We start from the raw sequence: 19,801 nt of genomic DNA, 5'->3' as shown, positions 1-19,801 counted from the left end.
CGCAGAGGTCACCATGACGACATCGTGCAGTATTACAGGTCTGAGCGTACCCCGAAGCCGTTTTCCGGATCCCGGGCAGGATCTGCCAGCAGCCGGGGGTGAGCAGCGAGTCGTTCTGGCTGGCGGTTGTTTCTGGTGCGTCGAGGCGGTGTTCCTGGCCATTGATGGCGTAACCCGCGTGCAGTCCGGTTATGCCGGTGGGCATTCCAGCTCAGCCAATTACGAGGCAGTGTGCACCGGTACCACCGGGCACGCCGAGGTGGTGGATGTTCACTATGATCCGGCAAAGGTCGGTTTTGGCGAGCTGCTCAAAGTGTTTTTCTCCGTGGCTCATGACCCTACCCAGCTCAACCGTCAGGGCAATGACCGTGGCAGCCAGTACCGTTCTGCCATTTTCTACCAAACACCGGAGCAGAGACGGGTAGCAGAGGCCTATATCCACCAGCTCAATCAGGCCGGCGTCTATCCGGATCCGATTGTGACCACGCTGGAACCGCTGGAAGCGTTTTACCCGGCGGAGGAGTGCCACCAGAACTTTGCCGCCCGGAACCCGCACCAGCCCTACATTATGGCCGTCGCCGCGCCGAAAATGGAAAAACTGGTGGACAGTTATGGTGACCGCCTGAAACCTGAGTACACGGGCAACGGCACAGACAGCATGGCCTGAGGAGGCACATATGGGAGTTTCCGCTGCAGGTTATGACCTGACACCACTGACCAAGGCACAGGTTGAGGAGAAAGCCGCGGACCTGTCGGCTGATGAAAAACGTGTGCTGCTGGACCACGGTACCGAGCACCCGTTCTGCGGCACATTGCTGGACAACAAAAAAGCCGGCGTCTACCACTGTCGGCTCTGTGACCTGCCACTGTTCAGTTCCAGCTCCAAGTTTGATTCAGGGACCGGCTGGCCGAGTTTCTTTCAGCCCCTTGATTCAGACCATATCCGCTATATCGAAGACACCAGCCTGGGCATGAGCCGTACCGAAATCCGGTGTCCACGGTGCGATAGTCATCTGGGGCACGTCTTTCCGGACGGTCCGCCACCGACCGGGCAGCGCTACTGCCTGAACTCGGTCGCGATGGTGTTCAGGGAAAACGTATAAACCTTGCAAACGGGGGCGGTTCCGCCCCCGGAATCTTACTTATCCCCACCTGTGGCCCTGGCGACGTAATGCGCCACGGCCCTGATTTGTTCCGAGGACAGGAATTCACTGAACGCCGGCATGATGCCAACGCCACCGGTGACAGCGTTGATAACCTGTTCTCTGGACGGCTTCAGTTCGTCCAGATTCGGGCCGATAGCGCCAGCAGAGCCTGCGTCTGCAAGGGTGTGACACACAGTGCAGGATGGCTGCGCCTCCTGGGTGAAAACCTGTTTTCCCTTCTCGATATCACCGGCCTGCGCCAGAGGCGAGAGTCCGGTCAGGGGGGCCGCCAACAGTACTGCAAGTACTGCAGTCTTTCTCATGTTCTTGCATTCCGAGAGAGTCGGGGCGGCCGTTTTCCCTGGCCAGCCCCGTGGGTTATTAACTGACGGTGACCGTGACTCCGTGGTCGCCCCAGCCATTGTGGCCGTAGCCACGTTCGTTATCGATCCGGCCCTCCGGTTGACTGTTGCCATGAGTATCTGTTGCCCGGCTGACAATACGATGTTCGCCGGCAGGCAGCTCTGCAGCCATCACAAAGGGTCGCCAGGCATGGGGCCCCAGGTCCGGGCCCAGGAAGCGGGCCTGTTTCCAGGTTTTGCCGCCATCCAGGGACACGTCCACTTTTTCCAGGGCTACGGTGCCGCCAAAGGCCACGCCGTAGATCATGTTCCGGCCACTCCGCGCAGTTTCCAGTGGCGCCGTGACCCAGGATTTGACATTCATCTCCCACATGGACGGCTGGTCCGGTGCGCCTTTCACACCAACGGCGCGTATCCGGTAGCCGGAGGCCTGGATCTTGGCGTCGGTCTGGTTCTCGGTAAAGGCAATGTTTTTCACATACTTGACGTTGTTCACGCCGTAGTAGCCGGGCACTACCATGCGCAGCGGGCCGCCATGGGTGTGGGTCAGTGGTTTGTCGTTCATCTCCCAGGCCAGCAACGCACTTTGCATTGCCCGGGTGGGCACTGAACGCTCCACGATAATCGTCTTGGGATCAAGGCCATCAGGCAGTGTTTCACCGCCGGTGCTGGTGATGTAGCGGGCACCCTCTGCCGGGCCGCCCAGCGCTTCCACCACATCTTTCAGGGGTACGCCGGTCCACATGATGCAGCCTGCGGCACCAACAGACCACTGGGTGCCGCTGGCCCCGTGCGGGAAGAAGGCCCGGTCGTTACCGGAGCATTGCAGTACAGAGGCAACGGTGGTGACGCCCATCTTCTTGAGATCCCCGACCGTCAGGGTGCGAGGATTTTTGACGCCTTCGATACGAACTTCCCAGATGTCAGGATCTTCGGTTACCGAGGCCGGAGGGGCCGGCAGGTTATTGCGAATGAACAGGCGATCGCTGGGCGTGATGACGCCGTTTCCGATAGCGCCCCGCCGGGTTTCCATGGTGTTGGCGCTGTGCACAATCAGGGCGTTGCGTTCTTTCCATGCGGCGTAATCGGGCAGCGATTTCGGCTCCTCGGTCCTGGCCAGCGGCGTGAAGCCAAGCAGGCTCACTGCGGCCATGGCGCCGGCACTGCCGACCAGAAGGCTTCGGCGGGCCGGGTTCTCAGGGTCCGGATTATTCGGGCCTCGTTGTAGGGCTGTTTCGGGTTTCATGATCCGTCTCTCCTTGTTGGGCTTGTCGTTGGACGGCGATGGGCTGCCCGGTTGGCGCGAGCAGGTAATATCCTTATTACTTATAGGGCCTGGCTAATAATTGAGCAATTATTTTGTGCGTTATCCGGGGAGGTTCAGGTGGCTCCGGCGGTGACCACAGTGGAGAGCAGGTAGCCGGTGTACGCCACGTAAACCAGCACCAGGATGGTGCCGTCAACCCGGCTGACCTGTTTGCGCCGGCCGGCCAGGCCAAAGCCCATCAGGAACAGGCCCACCGTTAACGCCAGCATTAATGTCCAGTCCCGGTACAGGACTTCCGGATCAACAGACAGCGGCTGGATCGCGGCAGCCAGACCCACGACGGCCAGGGTGTTGAAAATGCCCGAGCCCAGGATATTGCCAATGATCAGATCGTGCTCGTTCTTTTTTACGGCAGCGAGGGCCGAGGCGAGTTCCGGAAGGGATGTGCCAATGGCAACGATGGTCAGACCGATCACCAGATCGCTGACTCCCAGGCTCTGGGCAATGGTGACGGCGCCCCACACCAGCAGGCGGGAGCTGACGATCAGCAGAATCAGGCCGATAACCAGCCAGATGATGGCGGTTTTCAGGGGCATGGGGTGGGCGATGATTTCGGCACCTGTCTCTCCGGCCAGCGGGTCGGCCTTGCCTTTCATGCCCTGATAGATGGACCAGCCCATTACCGCGGCAAAAACCGCCAGTAATACCCAGCCGTCCAGCCGTGACAGTTCGCCGTCGAGCAATTGGGCGCCGGCAATCAGCGTCAGCACGATCAGCAAGGGCAACTCTTTGCGAATGACCTGAGAGTGCACCGCAATCGGTGCGATGATCGCCGTCAGGCCGACGATCAGGGCGATGTTGGTAATGTTGGAGCCGTAACCATTCCCCAGGGCCAGACCGGGATTGCCGTCCGCGGCGGCCATGGCGGAAACCGCCAGTTCCGGGGCTGAAGTTCCAAAACCGATGATCACCATGCCGATCAGCAGGGTTGGCATACCCAGGTGCTTGGCGGTCGCCGCAGCGCCCTCCACGAACTTGTCAGCACTCCAGACCAGCAGAATCAGGCCGGCGATGATTGCGCCAAATGCCATTAGCATAGAAAAACCTCAGTTGATGAAACGTCCAAGCATGTAAACCCCTGTATAACCTAGGGTGTAAGCTGCGAGAAGATGTGCAAGATACCGCATGTAGGCCGCAAAGGTCAGCCCCGGAATCTTGCTCATGGCAACAATCCCGGCGGCCGAACCGATCACCAGCAATGAGCCGCCCACGCCGACCGCGTAGGTCAGCCCCATCCACTCGCCGGGGCTCATGTTGATGCCCGCCTTCAGCAGTGCTGCGGTCAGCGGTACGTTATCGATGACCGCCGAGAAAATGCCCATCAGGTAGTTGGCGTACAGTGGTGGCAGAATGTCGTATATGGCCACCAGGGAATCGAGCGCATGAATCTCCTTGAGCATGCCCACCAGCAGCAGGATGCCCAGGAAGAACAGCAAGGTCTCGAATTCGATAATACGGATGTATTCCAGAATCGGGTCCAGGTCGGAGTCATCGCTCATCAATCGCGACACCAGAAACATGATCGAGAGGCCAAACAGGAAGGTCAGAACCGGCGGAATGCTGAACAGGGCATTGCCGACAATGGTGCACAGGATTGTTAACAAAAACAGGCCGCTGATGATGGCGTCCACGGGCCGGACCGGGGTGGTGTTGGAGCGAAGTGTGACTGTTCCTGTCAGTCCTCCTGAAAGGAACAGGGCAAGGATGAAAACCGTGATCGAGGCCGGGATGGCCAGCGTCAGCAAGGTCAGTATTTCCACCTTGTCCGCCAGGAAAATCATCAACGTAGTGACGTCCCCGGTGATCAGTGATACGCCTCCGGAGTTGACTGCGAAAACCACCAGGGTGACGAACTGGATTCGCTTTTTCAGCTCAAGATCCAGGGAAAGAATCAGTGAGCATGAGACTAAAGTGGCGGTGATATTGTCTGCCAAAGAGGAGAAAATGAAGCAGAAAAGGCCGGTCAGGAACAGTAGCCGCCGTTCGCTCACCTGCTTCGGCATGATCAGGTAAATCACGTTTTCGATCATACCCTTCTTGTTCAGGTAAGCGACGAATGTCATGGCTGCAACAAGAAACAGCCAGAGCCCCGCGATTTCGGCAATGCTCTCTGAGAGTCCTGCGGAGATGGCTGAGGTCTGTTCGGCGTTATCGCTGAACAGAAACAGAACCACCCAGCTCATGGTGCCAAAGAACAGTGTAACCTTGGCCTTATTGATGTGGATGGCTTCTTCAAAGATGACGCCCAACAGCGCCAGAACTGCGAAAATAATCAGAATCGCTTCAAGGGCAGACATGGGAAATCCCGTCCTGGTTTTCAGAATAAAGGCCGGAGCCGGCCAGACAGATTACGCGGCCGGATTTTAGACCTTTGACCCGTAGCAAACCACTGTTCGTAAGTGGGACATACAGCCTCTGAACCATCGGCGATAGCCTGAAAAGCGCATCGATTGACAATCGCAATTTATTATTTCGGCGAAAATCGGGATAATCGCGCACACATTCAGACCGGAAGCAGACGGCGGCGCTCTTATACCTTGCGCCGGGCCGGCTTCCGACAGGCCTTCTTGCTGATCGTGAGGGGGCAAAAAAGCTCAACACTAGCTAGGGTGAAAACCAATGGCCGTTAGACAGGCAGACGTAGTGCTGGTCGGCGGTGGCGTCATGAGCGCCACTCTCGGCATGATGCTCAGGCAGCTGGATCCGTCCCTGGACATCGTCATGGTGGAGCGTCTCGACCACGTTGCCCATGAAAGCACGGACGGATGGAACAACGCAGGCACCGGCCACGCCGGCTACTGCGAGCTCAACTACACGCCCGAAACCGACGATGGCGATGTGGCCATCGAACGCGCCCTGCAGATCAATGCCCAGTTCGAGGTGTCGCTGCAGCTCTGGTCGTATCTGGTTGAGCAGGGCATTCTGCCAGAGCCCACCAGCTTTATTAATCGTACGCCGCACCAGAGTTTTGTCTGGGGTGAGAAAGACGTTGCCTTCCTGAAACGCCGGTTCGAGCGTCTGAGTGCTCACCACCTGTTCCGTGAAATGGAATACACCGAGTCCCCGAAGGATCTGGAAGAGTGGATGCCCCTGGTGGTCAAGAGCCGGGATCCGATGCAGCGCGTGGCTGCCACCCGGATCAGGCACGGCTCGGACGTGGATTTTGGTTCACTCACCCGCAGTATGGTCAAGTGGCTGGAAACCCAGCCGAACTTCGAGCTGATGACCAACTGCCCCGTGCATTACATCGACCAGCGTGATAACGGCCGCTGGAAAGTGCGTGTCAAAAACCAGAAAACCGGAGAGCTGATCAAGCTGGAGACCGGCTTTGTGTTTCTGGGCGCCGGTGGTGGTGCCCTGCCGCTGCTGCAGAAATCCGGCATTGATGAAGCCCTTGGCTACGGCGGTTTCCCGGTCAGTGGTCAGTGGCTGGTATGTCGCAAGCCGGACATCGTTGAGCAGCATCACTCCAAGGTTTACGGCAAGGCACCAATCGGGGCGCCCCCGATGTCCGTGCCGCACCTGGATACCCGTATCATCAACGGTGAGCCGGCATTGCTGTTCGGACCGTTTGCGGGCTTTACCACCCGGTTCCTCAAGCAGGGCTCCATCTTTGACCTGTTCGGTTCGGTGAAACCCACCAATCTGAGGCCAATGCTCTCGGTCAGCAAGAGCAATATGGACCTGACCCGCTACCTTATTGGTGAGGTGTTCCAGTCGCACCCGGACCGGGTTGAATCGCTGCGCAATTTCTTCCCGGAAGCGAAAGAGGAAGACTGGCAGCTTCGGATGGCCGGCCAGCGGGTACAGATTATCAAGCAGATTGATGGTGGTGGCGGCAAGCTGGAATTCGGCACCGAAATAGTGGCGGCCAAAGACGGCACCCTGGCAGCGTTGCTGGGAGCCTCGCCCGGAGCGTCCACGGCGGCCAATGCGATGATCAACGTTATCGAGCGTTGCTTCCCGGATAAGATCAGGACTCCGCAGTGGCAGGGGCGCATGAAGGAACTGGTGCCGTCCTATGGCCAGTCCCTGGTGAATGATGAAGCGCTGCTGACCAAAGTCCGGGAGCGGGCCCTGTCTACCCTGAAACTGGGCTGATATTCCCAAACGATCTAAGAAACCGGAAAGCACTGTGGTTGCTGGATTCGCTCCAGGCAGTCACAGTGCTTTTTTGGGTTAAGTAGGGCACAAAATTTGCGATTTTGTGCTGTCCGCGTAGGGTTATAAGGCAAACCCTGAGTAAAGGAGTGAGCCTATGACCGAGCAAAACTACAATCCTGAGAAAGGGTATATCGCGCTGTTGGGCTGGAGCCTGAATGCCATTGAAGCGGCTGACAAGTTCGACCGCCGCTATGTGGTCGTCGCGCCCGACTGGGCCGAGGCCTACTGCACAGAGCACGATATTCCTTACGTGCCCTGGAACTTCGAACGCCTGAATGACCGTTCCGTCGAGATTGCCCATATCCTCCAGGACAAGGGAGTGGACGTTGCCATCCCCCTGTTTGAAGAGACCGTAGAGTGGGCCGGAGCCATCAACTCGGTGCTGATGGGCAATCCAAGGCTCTTTGGCCAGGCCATGTTGCTGCGCGACAAGGCACTGATGAAACGCCGCGCCCAGCTGGGCGGTATCCGGGTGGGTATTTTTGAAGAAGCCCATGACCATGATGACGTCATCCGCTTCCTGAAGCGGGTGAACCAGACCCTGCTGAAACTGGACGGGGATCCGAACGACCCCATTCACCTCAAGGCCTTCGACAAGGCCGGCTGCCTGGGGCATCGGGTGATTCGTACCCCGGATGAGGTGGATACCATTCCTGATGAGGAATTTCCGGTACTGATGGAGTCCCACCTGGATGGCTGGGAGTTCGCTGTCGAGGCCTGGATCCACAACGGAAAGATCCGCTTCCTGAACATTTCCGAGTACGTCACTCTTGGTTATTCGGTATTCGTGCCAGCCACGCCGGACCTGGAAAAATACCGTGCCCAGATTACCGCTGAGATCGAAAAGCTGATCAAGACTTTTGATATTGAATTCGGCTTTGTCCATCCGGAGTATTTCGTGACCAGCGATGGCACCATGTACTTTGGTGAGGTGGCGTACCGGCCGCCTGGCTTCAAGGTCTTCGAGCTGCTGGAACGGGCCTACGGTTTCAACGCCTACCAGGGCATGATCCTGGCGTTCGATCCGAAAACCACCGAAGAGGAAATCGCCGCGTTCTTCCCGAAAGAAGTGGTGGATGCCAAAGGTTACGCCGGCTGTTTCGGTGTTTACCCGCGTCGCCGCGTGGTCAGCCGCCTCGAGATTCCGGAAGAAACCGAGAATCACGAGTACTTTGAATCCCATGAACTGACACCGCCGATGGAAGAGACGGTCACCAAGCGCACCGCATTCGGTACCCACTGGGGGCTGGTTTACTTCTTCGGTGAAGATCCCTACGTCATGCGGGATCTGCTCAAACATCAGGAAGAACTCGATTTCTATGTATAATCGAGGCATGCATTAATGAAATGGGTTTGATGCAGGCCCTGAGGAATCTCGTTTGAGTGAAAATCAACCGGTCAGTCATGCACCAGTGGTCAACTTTGACAAGCTGGTGCAAAAACTGGACGACTCCATTGTGGCGATGGAAGAGAGCCGGCCTTTTGCAAAGGCCGGCAAACTTCCCAAACTGTTTGATATTGCCCGGCGTGTGCTTTTGCAGCCGGACGGATGTCAGGCCATCGAGGCGCGAGCACAGCGGCTTGAAGAGGCCGGTGTGTTTGACGGCACCGACTGGGCCGATCCCGCCACCCTTCTGCCTTCACTCACCACCTTCTCGCTGCAGAGCCAGAATGCCGACACCGTGGTGATTGAAGCCTTCAGTGAGCTCCGTCTGTTATTGGTAGCCCGGGGCAGCTACCTGCATCCGAGCGTTTCGGCGGAGCAGGCCCATCATTACCTGACCCAGGTGCTGGCTATTAATCTGGGGCTGCTGTTCGGGATGACCGGCGAAGCGGAGCGGGAGCAGGGTAAGCTGGCGCTGATCAGTCAGTCCCTGGTTCAGTATGTGGCCAGTCATATCGGCTATGAACACGTCATCGATAGCCTGATCGAGGAGATCTGGCGCATTCTCGAGCAACGGCCGATCCGTGTGAGTGACGTGCGCCGGATGATCACCCAGATCGCAATCTGCCGGGCAGATCCGGATGCTGACCTGGGCAGTGCCGGCCGTGGTGCCGACCGGCTGATTTCCAGCCTGTACGGGCCTACGCGGGCCTGCAGCGAAGACCCGGGCACGGCGGTATACCAGCAACGGCTGGAATCCATGGACAGCGCTGCGTTACAGAACGAAGCTACCGGTTTTGCCCGGTCCATGCACGACACCGGCCTGGTGTCGCCTTACCACGCCTGTTTTGTTCGCTTTATCCTCGAGGATCGGAATTCGCTGCTCAGTGATGCTCTGGGGCTTTCAAGCACCGGGCGGGACTGCCTGCTTTGCTACAGCGAACTGGTGCGCACCCTGATTGAGGAATCCATTTTTCCCGAGACAGCCCAGGGCCTTTACGGCCTGGCCCTGCTCCTGGAGCGGGGTATTCTGTACCAGCCTCCGGTGGCGCCGGCGCTCTGGCGCCAGGTGCGGCTGTCGGTTTGCCCCGAGGCCCGGGAGCGTCTGCAGTTTGCCTATGGCTATCAGCCCCAGCCTGCTGCCTGGCTGATACAGGGCGTGCTGAACATGCTGGGGCAGCCACTGGGCGTGGGGCAGGGTAATAACCCCACCTGCCAGTCTGCCCGTGCCCTGTCAATGTGGGCCTACAACGACCCGGATTACCTGTTGCAGATGGTCGCCTGGGCGGCCCGGGACAATGAAATCGTCATGCATTTTGAGGGGCAGCCGGTTTCCTCTGCCCGAAGCGCGGGCGGCGTGGCTTCGGAAGTAACTCTGGACCTCGATCCGGTCTCTCTTGTGGTGGTACCACACCTGGACCGGATCTACGCTGAGATGGGCCGGTTATGCATCGGCCGTGAAGGCGACCCCCATAAATGGGTGAACCCTGAATTCCACGGCTGGTCCGCCGGGCGTGGCTTTGCCATCAATGTGGATGTGGCAACCGGCAAGCTCACTGACCTGGAAGGGTTTATCCGGCATTTTTACGCCAGTTACCATCCCTACTACAACGGCAATCAGCCGCTGATACACCCCCAACCGGCCGGCATCGCGGTTACCGACAGTGCCGCCCGGTTCATTGGCTGGCACGCCATTACCGTTCTTCGGGTGACGCTGGACCCGGAAGGCGAGATGCGGGTGTATTTCTTCAACCCGAACAACGACAGCGGCCAGAACTGGGGTGACGGAGTACAGGTGAGTACCTCCGGTTGCGGCGAGCGCTTCGGGGAATCGTCACTGCCCTTTGAAATGTTCACTTCACGGCTTTACATTTTTCACTATGATCCACTGGAACGGGGTGAGCCGGCAGGAGTGAGCGATGATGAACTTCGCCGCGTAACAGAGGGTGTGTATCGCAGTTGGGGTGCAGACCGGGTGCCCGCGGATGCCCATGCTCTCCAGGCGGAGCCACCCAGAACCGAGTGATTCCGAAATCTGCTGATCACCTGGAGCTCATGATCGAGAGGAAGCGCATGGCCAACGAGCAACATCCGGCCCGTAACGGAGCCGAGCTGTTTATCCGGGCGCTGGAAAATGAAGGCGTCAAATACATTTTCGCGGTGCCTGGTGAAGAAAACCTCGCGTTTCTCGAAGCGCTGAGGACCTCCAGTATCCAACTGGTGCTCAATCGCCATGAACAGGCGGCCGGCTTTATGGCGGCCACCTACGGGCGGCTGACGGGCCGGGTCGGTGTCTGCCTATCTACGCTCGGGCCCGGTGCCACCAATCTCGTTACCGCTGCGGCCTACGCCCAGTTGGGCGGCATGCCCATGATGATGATTTCCGGCCAGAAGCCGATCAAATCCTCCAAACAGGGCCTTTTCCAGATTCTGGATGTGGTGGACCTGATGCGGCCGCTGACCAAGTACACTCGGCAGATCAGTAACGCCAACACCATACCCGCCAAGGTGCGGGAGGCCTTCCGGCTGGCCTCGGAAGAGCGCCCGGGAGCCGTGCATCTTGAGTTGCCAGAAGATATCGCAGCCGAGAAGCCGGAATCTGATACCCACATCTTCAAACCCAGCGATGCCCGCCGGCCCACGGCCAGCCAGAAGAGCCTGGAAATGGCCTGCGACATGTTGCGTGAAGCCCGGTACCCGGTGATCATGATTGGCGCCGGTGCCAACCGGAAGCGAGTGTCCGAGGCACTGCTTCACCTGGTGAATGTAACCAGCATCCCGTTCTTTACGACGCAAATGGGCAAAGGTGTTATCGATGAACGGCATCCCCATTATCTCGGCAATGCCGCGCTCTCTGCCGGCGATTTTGTGCATTGTGCCATCGACCGCGCCGATCTGGTGATCAATGTGGGCCATGATGTGGTGGAAAAACCGCCATTTTTCATGACTCCCGGTGGCAAGAAAGTGATTCATGTGAATTTCAGCGCGGCCGATGTGGACCCTGTCTATTTCCCCCAGCACGAAGTGGTGGGGGATATCGCTAACAGCGTGGAATACATGGCGGAGAATTGTGGCCAGTGTTCCAATCATGATTTCACCCGGTTGATGGAGGTGAAGCAGGCGGTGGACTCTCACCTGCAGGAACGGGCCGAAGACCCCCGCTTCCCGGTGATTCCCCAGAGGATTGTCCATGACGTCCGCCAGGTGATGCCGGAGGACGGCATCATTGCGCTGGACAACGGCATGTACAAACTCTGGTTTGCCCGAAACTATCCAGCCTACGACAACAACACCGTCTTGCTCGATAACGCCCTGGCCTCCATGGGCGCCGGCCTGCCCAGCGGCATGATGGCCTCGATGCTGTACCCGGATCTCAAGGTGATGGCCATCTGTGGCGATGGCGGTTTCATGATGAACAGCCAGGAGCTGGAAACCGCCGTGCGCCTTGAGCTCAACCTGGTGGTGCTGATCATCAGTGATGGCGCCTACGGTATGATCAAGTGGAAGCAGGGGCAGGAAGGCTACACCGATTTTGGCCTGGACTACCGCAACCCTGACTTTGTCACCTACGCTCAATCCTACGGCGCCCACGGGCACCGCATTAACCGCACGGAAGAGCTGCGGCCGACTCTGGAAAGCGCCCTTGCCGGGGGCGGGGTGCATCTGGTCGAAGTGCCGGTGGATTACAGCGAAAACCGCCGGGTCTTTGACGAGGAATTGGCGGAGATGACCTGCAGGCTGTAAGTGGTTAAGTTTTATTGCGGAGTTCGGGGCTCACCGGGCCTGCTCTGCCCCTCTCAGCATCGCCTTAAGCAATTCTTCTGCATCGAACTTGGTGAGCGCCTCATTGGCGCCCACCTGGTTGGCATAGCTCAGGCTCATCTCGCTGTTCAATGACGTGTGCAGAATAATGTAGGGCTGTTTCAACGCCGAGTTATCCCGCACGTTGAACGTCAGCTCGTAACCATCAAGCCCCGGCATTTCAATGTCGCTGACCAGAATGTCCGTGGGTCGGCCCAGCTCGTCATCCCTCAGCAGGATCTGCAGGGCGTCATCGCCGTTGGAGGTTACCTGATAGGGAATGTCCTTGCTGTCCAGCACGTCTGACAACTGCTTACGGGCCACTTGGGAGTCATCCACCATCAGGATGTTCAGGGATTTGAGAGTCTCGCTCTGAACATCCGTCAGCATCACATCCTGCGTGTTCAGTGATTCCGGGTACACCTTGGCCAACAGCAATTCCACGTCCAGCAACTGGATGATATCGCCATCCAGGTCCAGCAGACCGGTAATAAAGGCCTTGCTGCCCAAAGCCTTGGGCGGCGCCATCACCGCTTTCCAGTTGGTTTCGATAATCTGCTGAACGCTGCGTACCAGAAAGCCGATCTCCTGGCGCTGGATGTCGGTGACAATAATCGAGGCCTTTTCCTGCTCTTCCCGGCTCAGCGGCGGATAGCCCACTGCAGCCGCCATATCAATCACCGGAACCGCGGAACCCCGGAAGGTCGCCGTACCGATCACCGCATGATGGCTGTGAGGCAGTTTGGTCAACCGCATGAAAGGCAGGATTTCGCGGATCTTCAGGGTGCCAATGCCGAACAGACGTTCGCCGGAAAGCCGGAACAGCAGAAGTTTCTGGGTCTGCTTCGCTTTGCTGGACATAAAGCCGGATCCTTTCAAATGCAAAAGCCCCCGGCGGCAGGAGCTTTTTCAAGGGGGTTGGTTCAGTGTGGCGCTTGCCGGAGGCTGCATAGCCCAGGGACTAAAGTTCTGTAGCAATAGTAGCAGCTTTATGGTGAAACGGAATTCAGGAGGTTTGTTTCAAATGGTGACAGAATCCTTCTGATACTCAGAATGCACAGTCAGACCCGTCCCAGGATTTAAAGCACCCGGTCCCGGATATCGTGAGCTTGTCAATCTGATTGCGAAGGCCCGGCACGGCTTCTTCCAACGTCAGATCTGCTGAATCGCCTCCCATGTCTGTCGCAACCCAGCCCGGATGGTAGATACCCACCGCTATACCTTCCCTCTCAAGGCTCACCGCCAGATTGCGCCCGAGATTTATGGCCGCGGCCTTGGAAGACCTGTAAATAAACCGGTTACCCGCCGGGGTACTCTGTGAACCCATCTGGCTGGCAATGATCGCAATTTTTGGAGCTTCGCCGGCGTCCCTGCTGGCTCGCAGGTTGGGGAGCAAAGCCTGAACCACCAGAAAGACACCGGTTACATTGACGGCAAACGACTGGGCCCAGAGTTGCGGAGCATATCCCGTTTCCAGATCATCGAATTTATCCAGAGAAACACCGGCATTGCAGATCAAGGTGGAGATTGGACGGCCCTCAAGCCGTTGGGCCAGCGCCTTGATGCTGGTCGGGTCGGCGACATCCAGCGGCTCCATGCCAGGGGAGTTCCGGGCCGTCGGAATAACTTCGGCTCCTGCACTTTGCCACTCCGTGGCCAGTGCGCTGCCAATGCCACGGTTGGCACCCGTAATCAGTATCGACATTCGCGAGTCTCCCTTAAGTTGGTGTTTACTTACCTTTTAGTGTTGAACTGACTACTCTAATTATTGGTAAGGATCCTACGATGCCCGGGCGCAGGGCCCATGCTTGCAAGCGTCGCACAAACGGGCCTGGAGTGCTCTATGAAGCTAAGCCAGCGGCGCAATCGTGCCACGTCTGCCCCGGTTTTCGAAAACCTTCAGGGTGTCTGGCGCTCGCAAGGTTATGGCAAGGTACTGCGGATCGAGAGTGACCGGTATACCTTGTTTGAGGAAACCGCCATCAGTTGCCGGAAGCTTTATGCGGGCAGCCTTGAGGAACTCAGTCATTATTACGAAGACCTTGAGGTCTCCCCTGGCGGACAGGCATTCAGTGCTCACCGTGTCAGTGGCGTGGCACGTATTGGCTTTCGGCGCCTGAAAGCATTACCAACGAGTGCCTCCGAAACCCTCAAGCATGACCCCAAGGACCCGGAGTACAACTTCGAGATCTTTTGGCGAACCTTCGCCGAGCAGTATGCCCTGTTTGAACTCAAAGGCGTGGCCTGGGATGAGGTGTACCGCACCTATCGCCCGCAAATTCACGCGGGCAGCTCACGAGAAACCCTGTTTGCCACCATGGCGGCCATGCTGCGGCCACTGAAGGACGGCCATATACGCCTGCACACACCTTCGGGCCACTACAGCGCCGGTGCCCACCCCGCGCTATACCAGCGGCTGACCCGGGAGCTGGAAGACGCCCGTGATGACCGGGAACTCACCAGTTATCTGGGCGACCTGAAAGAATGGCTGCACGATGTCATCCATGAGGAATATCTGGCGAATGGCGTAAGCCATGGCGGCAACCGGCTGGTGGAGTGGGGGCGGCTCAACGAGGCCATCGGCTACCTCAATATCCGCGCCATGGCTGGCCAGAGTGGCAAGACCGGCCAGCCAGCGGCAGACCTGAACGCCGTGGACGGTATAATGCAAAAGGTGCTCACCGATATTGGCGAGCTTCCCAATCTGGTGGTGGACCTCCGCGGCAACGGCGGCGGCTATGATGGTGTCGCGCTGCGGTTTGCCGCCTACCTGATGGATCGCAAGCGGCTGGCTTTCACCAAGGCAGCCCGCCATGGCAACGGCTTCACCGGTAAACAGAGCATCCATGTCGCGCCTGCCAGCAGGACGTTCCGTGGCAACCTGTTTGTGCTGACCAGCGAGTTGACGGCCAGTGCTGCAGAAATCTTTGTGCTCTCGTTGCTGCAACATCCCCGCCTCACCCTGATTGGCGAGCCCACCCATGGCATCCTCTCCGATACCCTTGAGCGCCACCTGCCTAATGGCTGGCACCTGACCTTATCCAACGAGATCTACCGGGCCTACGACGGCGAGTTGTATGAAGATGTCGGTATCCCGCCCCATATCCGCCTGTATTACCTTGGCCGGAAGGGGCGAGAGGAGGGCAAGGACCCGATGTTGGAGCGGGTGCTTAAGCTGGCCGGGGCGTGACGGGGGTGCTTTGGTGGTGGATATTCCGGACGGTGTAGAACGAAAAAAGCCCCTAAAATCAGGGGCTTTTCGGTTGGTTGGTGGAGACGGCGGGAATTGAACCCGCGTCCGCCAGTACTCAGCCTTGAGGTCTACATGTTTAGCGTCTCTCTATTGATTTAAGTTCGAGCGACCCGAGAGCCAGGGTGCAGGAACCGAGTTCTTTGAATCTTAGCCGCTAGCCAGTGAACTCTGGATAACGGAGCATCCCGTAAGCGATGACGTCCTGAGATGTTGCTTCCGGGCTACGGGCGACCCGGTCAGGACGACTAGCAGCTTACGCTGCTAGTGCGTAGTTTTCGTCGTTTGCGACTATTGCGTTGCAGCTTTGGATTAACGAGATTCGCTGCCATCTCGACATGCACTCAAGGGATCGCCACCAGCGTCGAAGCCATGTCGTCCCCTTACACCCAGTATATGTGTCCGGTTCGCCGGACTTCAAGGTTTGTTTGTTGCAGTTTTGTGCCGCCGGGCCGGTAAATGTACCTACCGGCCTAGCTGGCCTTGCGTTCATGACTGCCATGCCTGCCGGCCAGGGCCGCGTGGCTCAGGGCCTGGAAGCTTTCCCGGAAGTAGTCCATCACGGCATTTGGATCGGCGTGGATGGCCTTGTCGACGGTAATGCCGAACTGAACGGTGCCGGCGTAACTGAGAATGCTCATGCCGATGCCGATGTTGCCGCTCTGGGGTACCCAGAACATAGGCTGGGTCAGCTTACTGCCCGCTAGGTACAGAGCCTCTTTCGGCCCTGGCACGTTGGTCAGTACGGCGGAGGCTTTGTTGCTGAGCAGGTCCAGAGCTCTCCGTTCGATGACATCGGGGCCTCGACCGAATAAATCAAGAAGGCTGTAGGTGACCTGGGCCTGATAGGATCGCTTGAGCCGGTTCATGTTCTCCTGAACCTGTCGGAAGCACATGAGCGGGTCCATCACTTCCACCGGCAGGGTAACCAGCACCAGGCCGAACTTGTTGCCGAGGGTTTCTATGGGTTGATCAAGAGGTCGCAGGTTGAACGGAACGGCCACGCGGATTCCGCACTCGGGGACGGTTTCCTTATGAGCTGCAAAATGCCGCTGTAAAGCCCCGGTGACCGTACAGAGCAATGCATCGTTTATGGTGCCACCCAGAGCCTTGGCGCACGCTTTCACTTCGGCCAGATCCAGAGGGTTTGCCCAGGCTACCTGTTTGCGCCCGGAAAGTGGCTCCTTCAATCCGGTTTTGGGCTCGACGGGGGCCAGGCCGAGTTTGATGAGGTCCAGGGCCACGGCACTGGCGGTGGACGCCAGTTTGAGAGGGTAATTAGGCTCTTCCCGGACGGACTGAATGAACAGCCTGGCCTGATTTGTGGCAGTTTGCGCGTTGTTCACCGCGCGGTGGAGCAATTGCTGGACTGTGGACCTTTGGCGGGGTTTTGAATGACGCGTTGACGCTACTTTACCCAGCTTGGGTTCTGGCGTTTTATCCGTTAGTGACAGCATGACCCGAACCAGGGAGATGCCATCGGCAATACAATGGTGGATGCGGATCAGCAGTGCACCGCCGCTCCCATAATTGTCGATGTAATGCATTTGCCAGAGCGGTTGCCGGAAATCCAGCGAGGTACTGTTCATGTCGCTGACGAGTTTCTGGAGCTCGGCTTTATCGGCCTTTCCCGGCAGGGCGATCTGGTGGAGGTGGTTGTCCAGATCAAACAGGGGGTCATCCTGCCAGTAGGCACGGTCTCCGGTGTCCACAACCCGTTGCCGGAACCGGTTGAAGCACAGGAATCGCTCCTCAAGCGTGTGCCTGAGGCGATTCATGGAAACAGGACGTTCCAGCGTCCACACCCCGCAGATCATCATGGGGTTCTGGGGGGTGTCCATGCGCAGCCACGCCCGATCAACGGCGGACATGGGTATCCGTTTAGGTGACATAAGCTCTCCCTTTGCCATGCACCGGGACTCCCGAGTATAGGCCTGTTGGAAATCTGAACAAAGAGACTGAGTATGCGACACACCGGCCGGTGCTGGCCATGACCGGTGTCAGGTATTTGGTAATCGGTGCGGGGCCGTAATCAGAGGTTGGTATCGCGCAGGATGCGCTGCTTCTGGCGGTTCCAGTCCCGCTCTTTCTCGGTGGCGCGCTTGTCGAACTGTTTCTTGCCTTTTACCAGGGCAATCTCGCACTTTACCCTGTTGTTTTTCCAGTAGAGTGCCAGCGGAATACAGGTGTAACCGGCTTGGTTTACCTTGCCGACGATCTTGGCGATTTCCTTGGCGTGCAGCAGGAGTTTGCGGGTGCGGGTCGGGTCTGCAATGACATGGGTAGACGCGGCGATCAGTGGCGTAATGTGAGAGCCGAGCAGCCAGGCTTCGCCGTCCTTGAGCAGTACATAGGCGTCCACCAGCTGGGCCTTGCCGGCGCGCAGGGATTTCACTTCCCAGCCCAGCAGGGCGAGACCTGCCTCGAAGCGGTCCTCGATGTGATACTCGTGCTTCGCCTTCTTGTTCAGTGCAATAGTACTGCTCGGCGTTCCGGGTTTTTTCTTGCTCATGAATCAATGAATCCGGGGTCGGACGAATGAACGGGCCGGCGTTTGTACAGCCGGAAAAAGGCGCATTGTAGCCCAGGAGTGCCGGACCGGTCACGAAATCAGCGACACGGCGTTTGCCAGTTCGTGCGCGGCCGGATCCTTCGGCTACAATACTGACCCAGACTTATTCAGGGGTCTCAGGGGCGCGAATGCCTACGCCGTATCAGACACATGTCGGGTCCTTCACCCGAAAATCAACTTTCTTCTGGGCTGCGGTGGGTGCGACCGTTGGTCTCGCCAATCTGTGGCAGTTTCCCTATCTGGCCAGCCTGCACGGTGGCGGCCTGTTCATCCTGCTCTACCTGGCGTGCCTGCTGTTGGTCACCCTGCCGCTGATGGTCACGGAGGCCGCCCTTGGTCGTTATGCCCGCCACGGTATTGTGCTGGCGATGGACGGCCTGATTCGTAGTGCCAAACGTTCCCGCGCCTGGATGGCGGTGGGCCGGCTCAGCATTCTTGCGGCCTTCCTGGTGCTGTCGTTTACGGTGGTATTCGGTTCCATCGCTCTGGCTTATGTCTTCTTTGGCGCGTTGGGGCGGTTCTCCGGGGCGGGAGACGCTGAGGCAACGGCGATCCTGGCCGGGTTGGTTTCAGACCCTCGCGAGTACCGGATGTTCATGGGCTGGCATATCTTTTTCCTGCTGCTGGTGATCTGGGTATCGGCGCAGGGGGTTGTCAAAGGCCTTGAACGGACGCTGCGTGTGGTGGTGCCGGGAACTCTGGTGCTGATGCTGATGTTATTCGCTCTGGCGGTCTGGTACGGGCGGATAGATGGTGCCGTCGGCCAGATTCTGGCCATGCACCCGGAAGACCTCAGTTGGGGAAGTCTGAAAGCGGCTTTGTTCCACGCGTTCTATACTCTGGGGCTGGGTATGGGTGTATGGGCGATTCTTGGTTCCTACACCACGCCTCATACCCGCCTCAAGCGTTCGATTCTTGCCGCTGTTCTGATGGATACCCTGGTGGCGATCCTTGCCGGCCTGATGATCTTTGCCATGGCCACGGACGGCAATAGCTTTGATGGCGAACGTGGGTTCAGCCTGTTGTTCGTTTCCATGCCCGTAACGCTGGCCCAGCTGCCGGCAAGTCAGTTCGTGATTGCCACCGTATTTCTTATGGTGGTGCTGATCGTCTGGACCACATCGCTGAACCTGCTTGAACCCATCGTTGGCTGGTTCCGTGAATGGACCGGGGCGCCGCGGGGGATGTCTGTGGTGCTGATCGGCCTGGCGGTATGGCTGGCTGGGCTGGCATCGCTACTGTCGTTCAATCTGTGGGCACAGGAGCGTGTTGGCGGCGCCACCATTTTCCGGTGGCTGGAGCTGGTGACCGGTGGCTTGTTGATTCCTCTGGTCGCCATTTTGATTGCGTTGTTTGCCGGCTGGGGCCTGACCCGGCACCTTTCCCGCACGATGCTGGGTGCGGCACCGGGGTTGTTCGCCGGTATCTGGTTCTGGGTGATGCGGTTGGTGTTGCCACTTGTGGTTGCCTGGATTGGCGTTCAATACACGGCGTTTTCACTGTCGAACCTCTGTGACAGCGACAGCACGGCGGTGTGGTGTGGGCAGCCTGCGACGTTACTGTCCCGTGACAGGGCGGCACCTTTGGAGGAGCCTGTCGATGCCCGGGCATCGGCGGAGCCATCCGGGGCTGAATCCGCGGGCAATGAAACCGTGCCCGCCGCTGGACAGTCGCCGCCGGCGGAAAATGACAAGAACGGAAAGTCGGGGGAAAAAGCCCCAAAAGAGGACGATATCCTTTATCATAGCGTGTGATTGAGACTGTCTTCCTTTTCAGAAGTCCGCCACCCTTTGACA

General features: G+C 58.3%; 16 protein-coding genes and 1 other RNA gene. 8 read left to right on the top strand and 9 right to left on the bottom strand.

From position 1 onward, the window contains the following. Nucleotides 1-13: 13 nt before the first annotated feature. Together msrA and msrB are read left to right on the top strand one after the other, a co-directional pair. Complete coding sequence (gene msrA / locus NLK58_RS10420; RefSeq protein WP_117618472.1) at nt 14-667, top strand: peptide-methionine (S)-S-oxide reductase MsrA; 654 nt, start codon at nt 14-16, stop codon at nt 665-667. Between the two features lie 10 nt (nt 668-677). Then, nucleotides 678-1,103 (top strand): peptide-methionine (R)-S-oxide reductase MsrB, encoded by a 426-nt coding sequence (gene msrB, locus NLK58_RS10415; protein WP_341580717.1) that lies wholly within the window; start codon nt 678-680, stop codon nt 1,101-1,103. A gap of 35 nt (nt 1,104-1,138) precedes the next feature. On the opposite strand, the gene NLK58_RS10410 is transcribed toward msrB, so the two are convergent. The 4 genes from NLK58_RS10410 to nhaD form a co-directional block, all read right to left on the bottom strand. Then, nucleotides 1,139-1,468 carry a cytochrome c gene (locus NLK58_RS10410; protein ID WP_117618470.1) on the bottom strand — a complete coding sequence of 110 codons (330 nt, stop codon included), beginning with the start codon at nt 1,466-1,468 and terminating at the stop codon, nt 1,139-1,141. A gap of 58 nt (nt 1,469-1,526) precedes the next feature. After that, nucleotides 1,527-2,753, bottom strand: coding sequence for a sulfite oxidase (locus NLK58_RS10405; protein ID WP_341580716.1), 1,227 nt, complete (start codon nt 2,751-2,753; stop codon nt 1,527-1,529). A gap of 134 nt (nt 2,754-2,887) precedes the next feature. Continuing rightward, a complete protein-coding gene (locus NLK58_RS10400; RefSeq protein WP_341580715.1) occupies nt 2,888-3,871 on the bottom strand; it encodes a calcium/sodium antiporter in 984 nt (327 codons plus the stop codon). A gap of 9 nt (nt 3,872-3,880) precedes the next feature. After that, on the bottom strand, nt 3,881-5,131 hold the full coding sequence (gene nhaD / locus NLK58_RS10395; protein WP_341580714.1) for a sodium:proton antiporter NhaD: 1,251 nt from the start codon (nt 5,129-5,131) through the stop codon (nt 3,881-3,883). Between the two features lie 322 nt (nt 5,132-5,453). Between nhaD and mqo the strand changes: the two genes are divergently transcribed. The 4 genes from mqo (at nt 5,454) to NLK58_RS10375 (ending at nt 12,126) form a co-directional block, all read left to right on the top strand. Next, nucleotides 5,454-6,935, top strand: coding sequence for a malate dehydrogenase (quinone) (gene mqo / locus NLK58_RS10390; protein WP_341580713.1), 1,482 nt, complete (start codon nt 5,454-5,456; stop codon nt 6,933-6,935). A gap of 157 nt (nt 6,936-7,092) precedes the next feature. Further along, nucleotides 7,093-8,325, top strand: a complete 1,233-nt coding sequence (locus tag NLK58_RS10385) for an acetyl-CoA carboxylase biotin carboxylase subunit family protein (RefSeq protein ID WP_117618467.1) — start codon at nt 7,093-7,095, stop codon at nt 8,323-8,325. A 52-nt stretch (nt 8,326-8,377) separates the two neighbouring features. Then, on the top strand, nt 8,378-10,408 hold the full coding sequence (locus tag NLK58_RS10380) for a hypothetical protein (RefSeq protein ID WP_341580712.1): 2,031 nt from the start codon (nt 8,378-8,380) through the stop codon (nt 10,406-10,408). A 47-nt stretch (nt 10,409-10,455) separates the two neighbouring features. Further along, entirely contained in the window at nt 10,456-12,126 is a 1,671-nt protein-coding gene (locus NLK58_RS10375; RefSeq protein WP_341582795.1) for an acetolactate synthase large subunit, read from the top strand. A 30-nt stretch (nt 12,127-12,156) separates the two neighbouring features. On the opposite strand, the gene NLK58_RS10370 is transcribed toward NLK58_RS10375, so the two are convergent. Together NLK58_RS10370 and NLK58_RS10365 are read right to left on the bottom strand one after the other, a co-directional pair. Then, nucleotides 12,157-13,044 (bottom strand): chemotaxis protein, encoded by an 888-nt coding sequence (locus NLK58_RS10370; protein WP_117618465.1) that lies wholly within the window; start codon nt 13,042-13,044, stop codon nt 12,157-12,159. 187 nt (nt 13,045-13,231) lie between these two features. Continuing rightward, nucleotides 13,232-13,888, bottom strand: coding sequence for an SDR family NAD(P)-dependent oxidoreductase (locus tag NLK58_RS10365; protein WP_117618464.1), 657 nt, complete (start codon nt 13,886-13,888; stop codon nt 13,232-13,234). A 138-nt stretch (nt 13,889-14,026) separates the two neighbouring features. On the opposite strand from NLK58_RS10365, the gene NLK58_RS10360 reads away from it, so the two are divergent. Further along, the gene (locus NLK58_RS10360) at nt 14,027-15,373 is read left to right on the top strand and encodes a S41 family peptidase (RefSeq protein WP_341582752.1); all 1,347 of its coding nucleotides are present in this window, start codon (nt 14,027-14,029) and stop codon (nt 15,371-15,373) included. A gap of 78 nt (nt 15,374-15,451) precedes the next feature. Here NLK58_RS10360 and ssrA read toward each other — a convergent pair. From ssrA to smpB, 3 genes are all read right to left on the bottom strand, one after another. Then, nucleotides 15,452-15,816, bottom strand: a transfer-messenger RNA (tmRNA) gene (gene ssrA, locus NLK58_RS10355). A gap of 90 nt (nt 15,817-15,906) precedes the next feature. Next, entirely contained in the window at nt 15,907-17,325 is a 1,419-nt protein-coding gene (locus tag NLK58_RS10350) for a wax ester/triacylglycerol synthase family O-acyltransferase (protein WP_341582751.1), read from the bottom strand. A 140-nt stretch (nt 17,326-17,465) separates the two neighbouring features. Next, nucleotides 17,466-17,945 carry an SsrA-binding protein SmpB gene (gene smpB / locus NLK58_RS10345; RefSeq protein WP_117618425.1) on the bottom strand — a complete coding sequence of 160 codons (480 nt, stop codon included), beginning with the start codon at nt 17,943-17,945 and terminating at the stop codon, nt 17,466-17,468. Nucleotides 17,946-18,133: 188 nt separating this feature from the next. Here smpB and NLK58_RS10340 point away from each other — a divergent pair, with 188 nt between their 5' ends. Then, nucleotides 18,134-19,759 (top strand): sodium-dependent transporter, encoded by a 1,626-nt coding sequence (locus NLK58_RS10340; protein ID WP_117618424.1) that lies wholly within the window; start codon nt 18,134-18,136, stop codon nt 19,757-19,759. Nucleotides 19,760-19,801: the final 42 nt, after the last annotated feature.

Source organism: Marinobacter metalliresistant, assembly GCF_038098645.1.
Lineage (GTDB): Bacteria > Pseudomonadota > Gammaproteobacteria > Pseudomonadales > Oleiphilaceae > Marinobacter > Marinobacter metalliresistant.
The sequence above is the reverse complement of the archived record's forward strand: the minus strand, read 5'-3'. Positions and strand labels throughout refer to the sequence as shown.

Excerpts from the sequence above, each read along its gene's own strand:
- NLK58_RS10350 (WP_341582751.1), bottom strand. The coding sequence starts at position 17,325 with ATGTCACCTAAACGGATACCCATGTCCGCCGTTGATCGGGCGTGGCTG.
- NLK58_RS10360 (WP_341582752.1), top strand. The coding sequence starts at position 14,027 with ATGAAGCTAAGCCAGCGGCGCAATCGTGCCACGTCTGCCCCGGTTTTC.
- nhaD (WP_341580714.1), bottom strand. The coding sequence starts at position 5,131 with ATGTCTGCCCTTGAAGCGATTCTGATTATTTTCGCAGTTCTGGCGCTG.
- NLK58_RS10340 (WP_117618424.1), top strand. The coding sequence starts at position 18,134 with ATGCCTACGCCGTATCAGACACATGTCGGGTCCTTCACCCGAAAATCA.
- NLK58_RS10410 (WP_117618470.1), bottom strand. The coding sequence starts at position 1,468 with ATGAGAAAGACTGCAGTACTTGCAGTACTGTTGGCGGCCCCCCTGACC.
- NLK58_RS10400 (WP_341580715.1), bottom strand. The coding sequence starts at position 3,871 with ATGCTAATGGCATTTGGCGCAATCATCGCCGGCCTGATTCTGCTGGTC.
- msrA (WP_117618472.1), top strand. The coding sequence starts at position 14 with ATGACGACATCGTGCAGTATTACAGGTCTGAGCGTACCCCGAAGCCGT.
- NLK58_RS10365 (WP_117618464.1), bottom strand. The coding sequence starts at position 13,888 with ATGTCGATACTGATTACGGGTGCCAACCGTGGCATTGGCAGCGCACTG.
- msrB (WP_341580717.1), top strand. The coding sequence starts at position 678 with ATGGGAGTTTCCGCTGCAGGTTATGACCTGACACCACTGACCAAGGCA.
- mqo (WP_341580713.1), top strand. The coding sequence starts at position 5,454 with ATGGCCGTTAGACAGGCAGACGTAGTGCTGGTCGGCGGTGGCGTCATG.
- smpB (WP_117618425.1), bottom strand. The coding sequence starts at position 17,945 with ATGAGCAAGAAAAAACCCGGAACGCCGAGCAGTACTATTGCACTGAAC.
- NLK58_RS10385 (WP_117618467.1), top strand. The coding sequence starts at position 7,093 with ATGACCGAGCAAAACTACAATCCTGAGAAAGGGTATATCGCGCTGTTG.
- NLK58_RS10405 (WP_341580716.1), bottom strand. The coding sequence starts at position 2,753 with ATGAAACCCGAAACAGCCCTACAACGAGGCCCGAATAATCCGGACCCT.
- NLK58_RS10370 (WP_117618465.1), bottom strand. The coding sequence starts at position 13,044 with ATGTCCAGCAAAGCGAAGCAGACCCAGAAACTTCTGCTGTTCCGGCTT.
- NLK58_RS10375 (WP_341582795.1), top strand. The coding sequence starts at position 10,456 with ATGGCCAACGAGCAACATCCGGCCCGTAACGGAGCCGAGCTGTTTATC.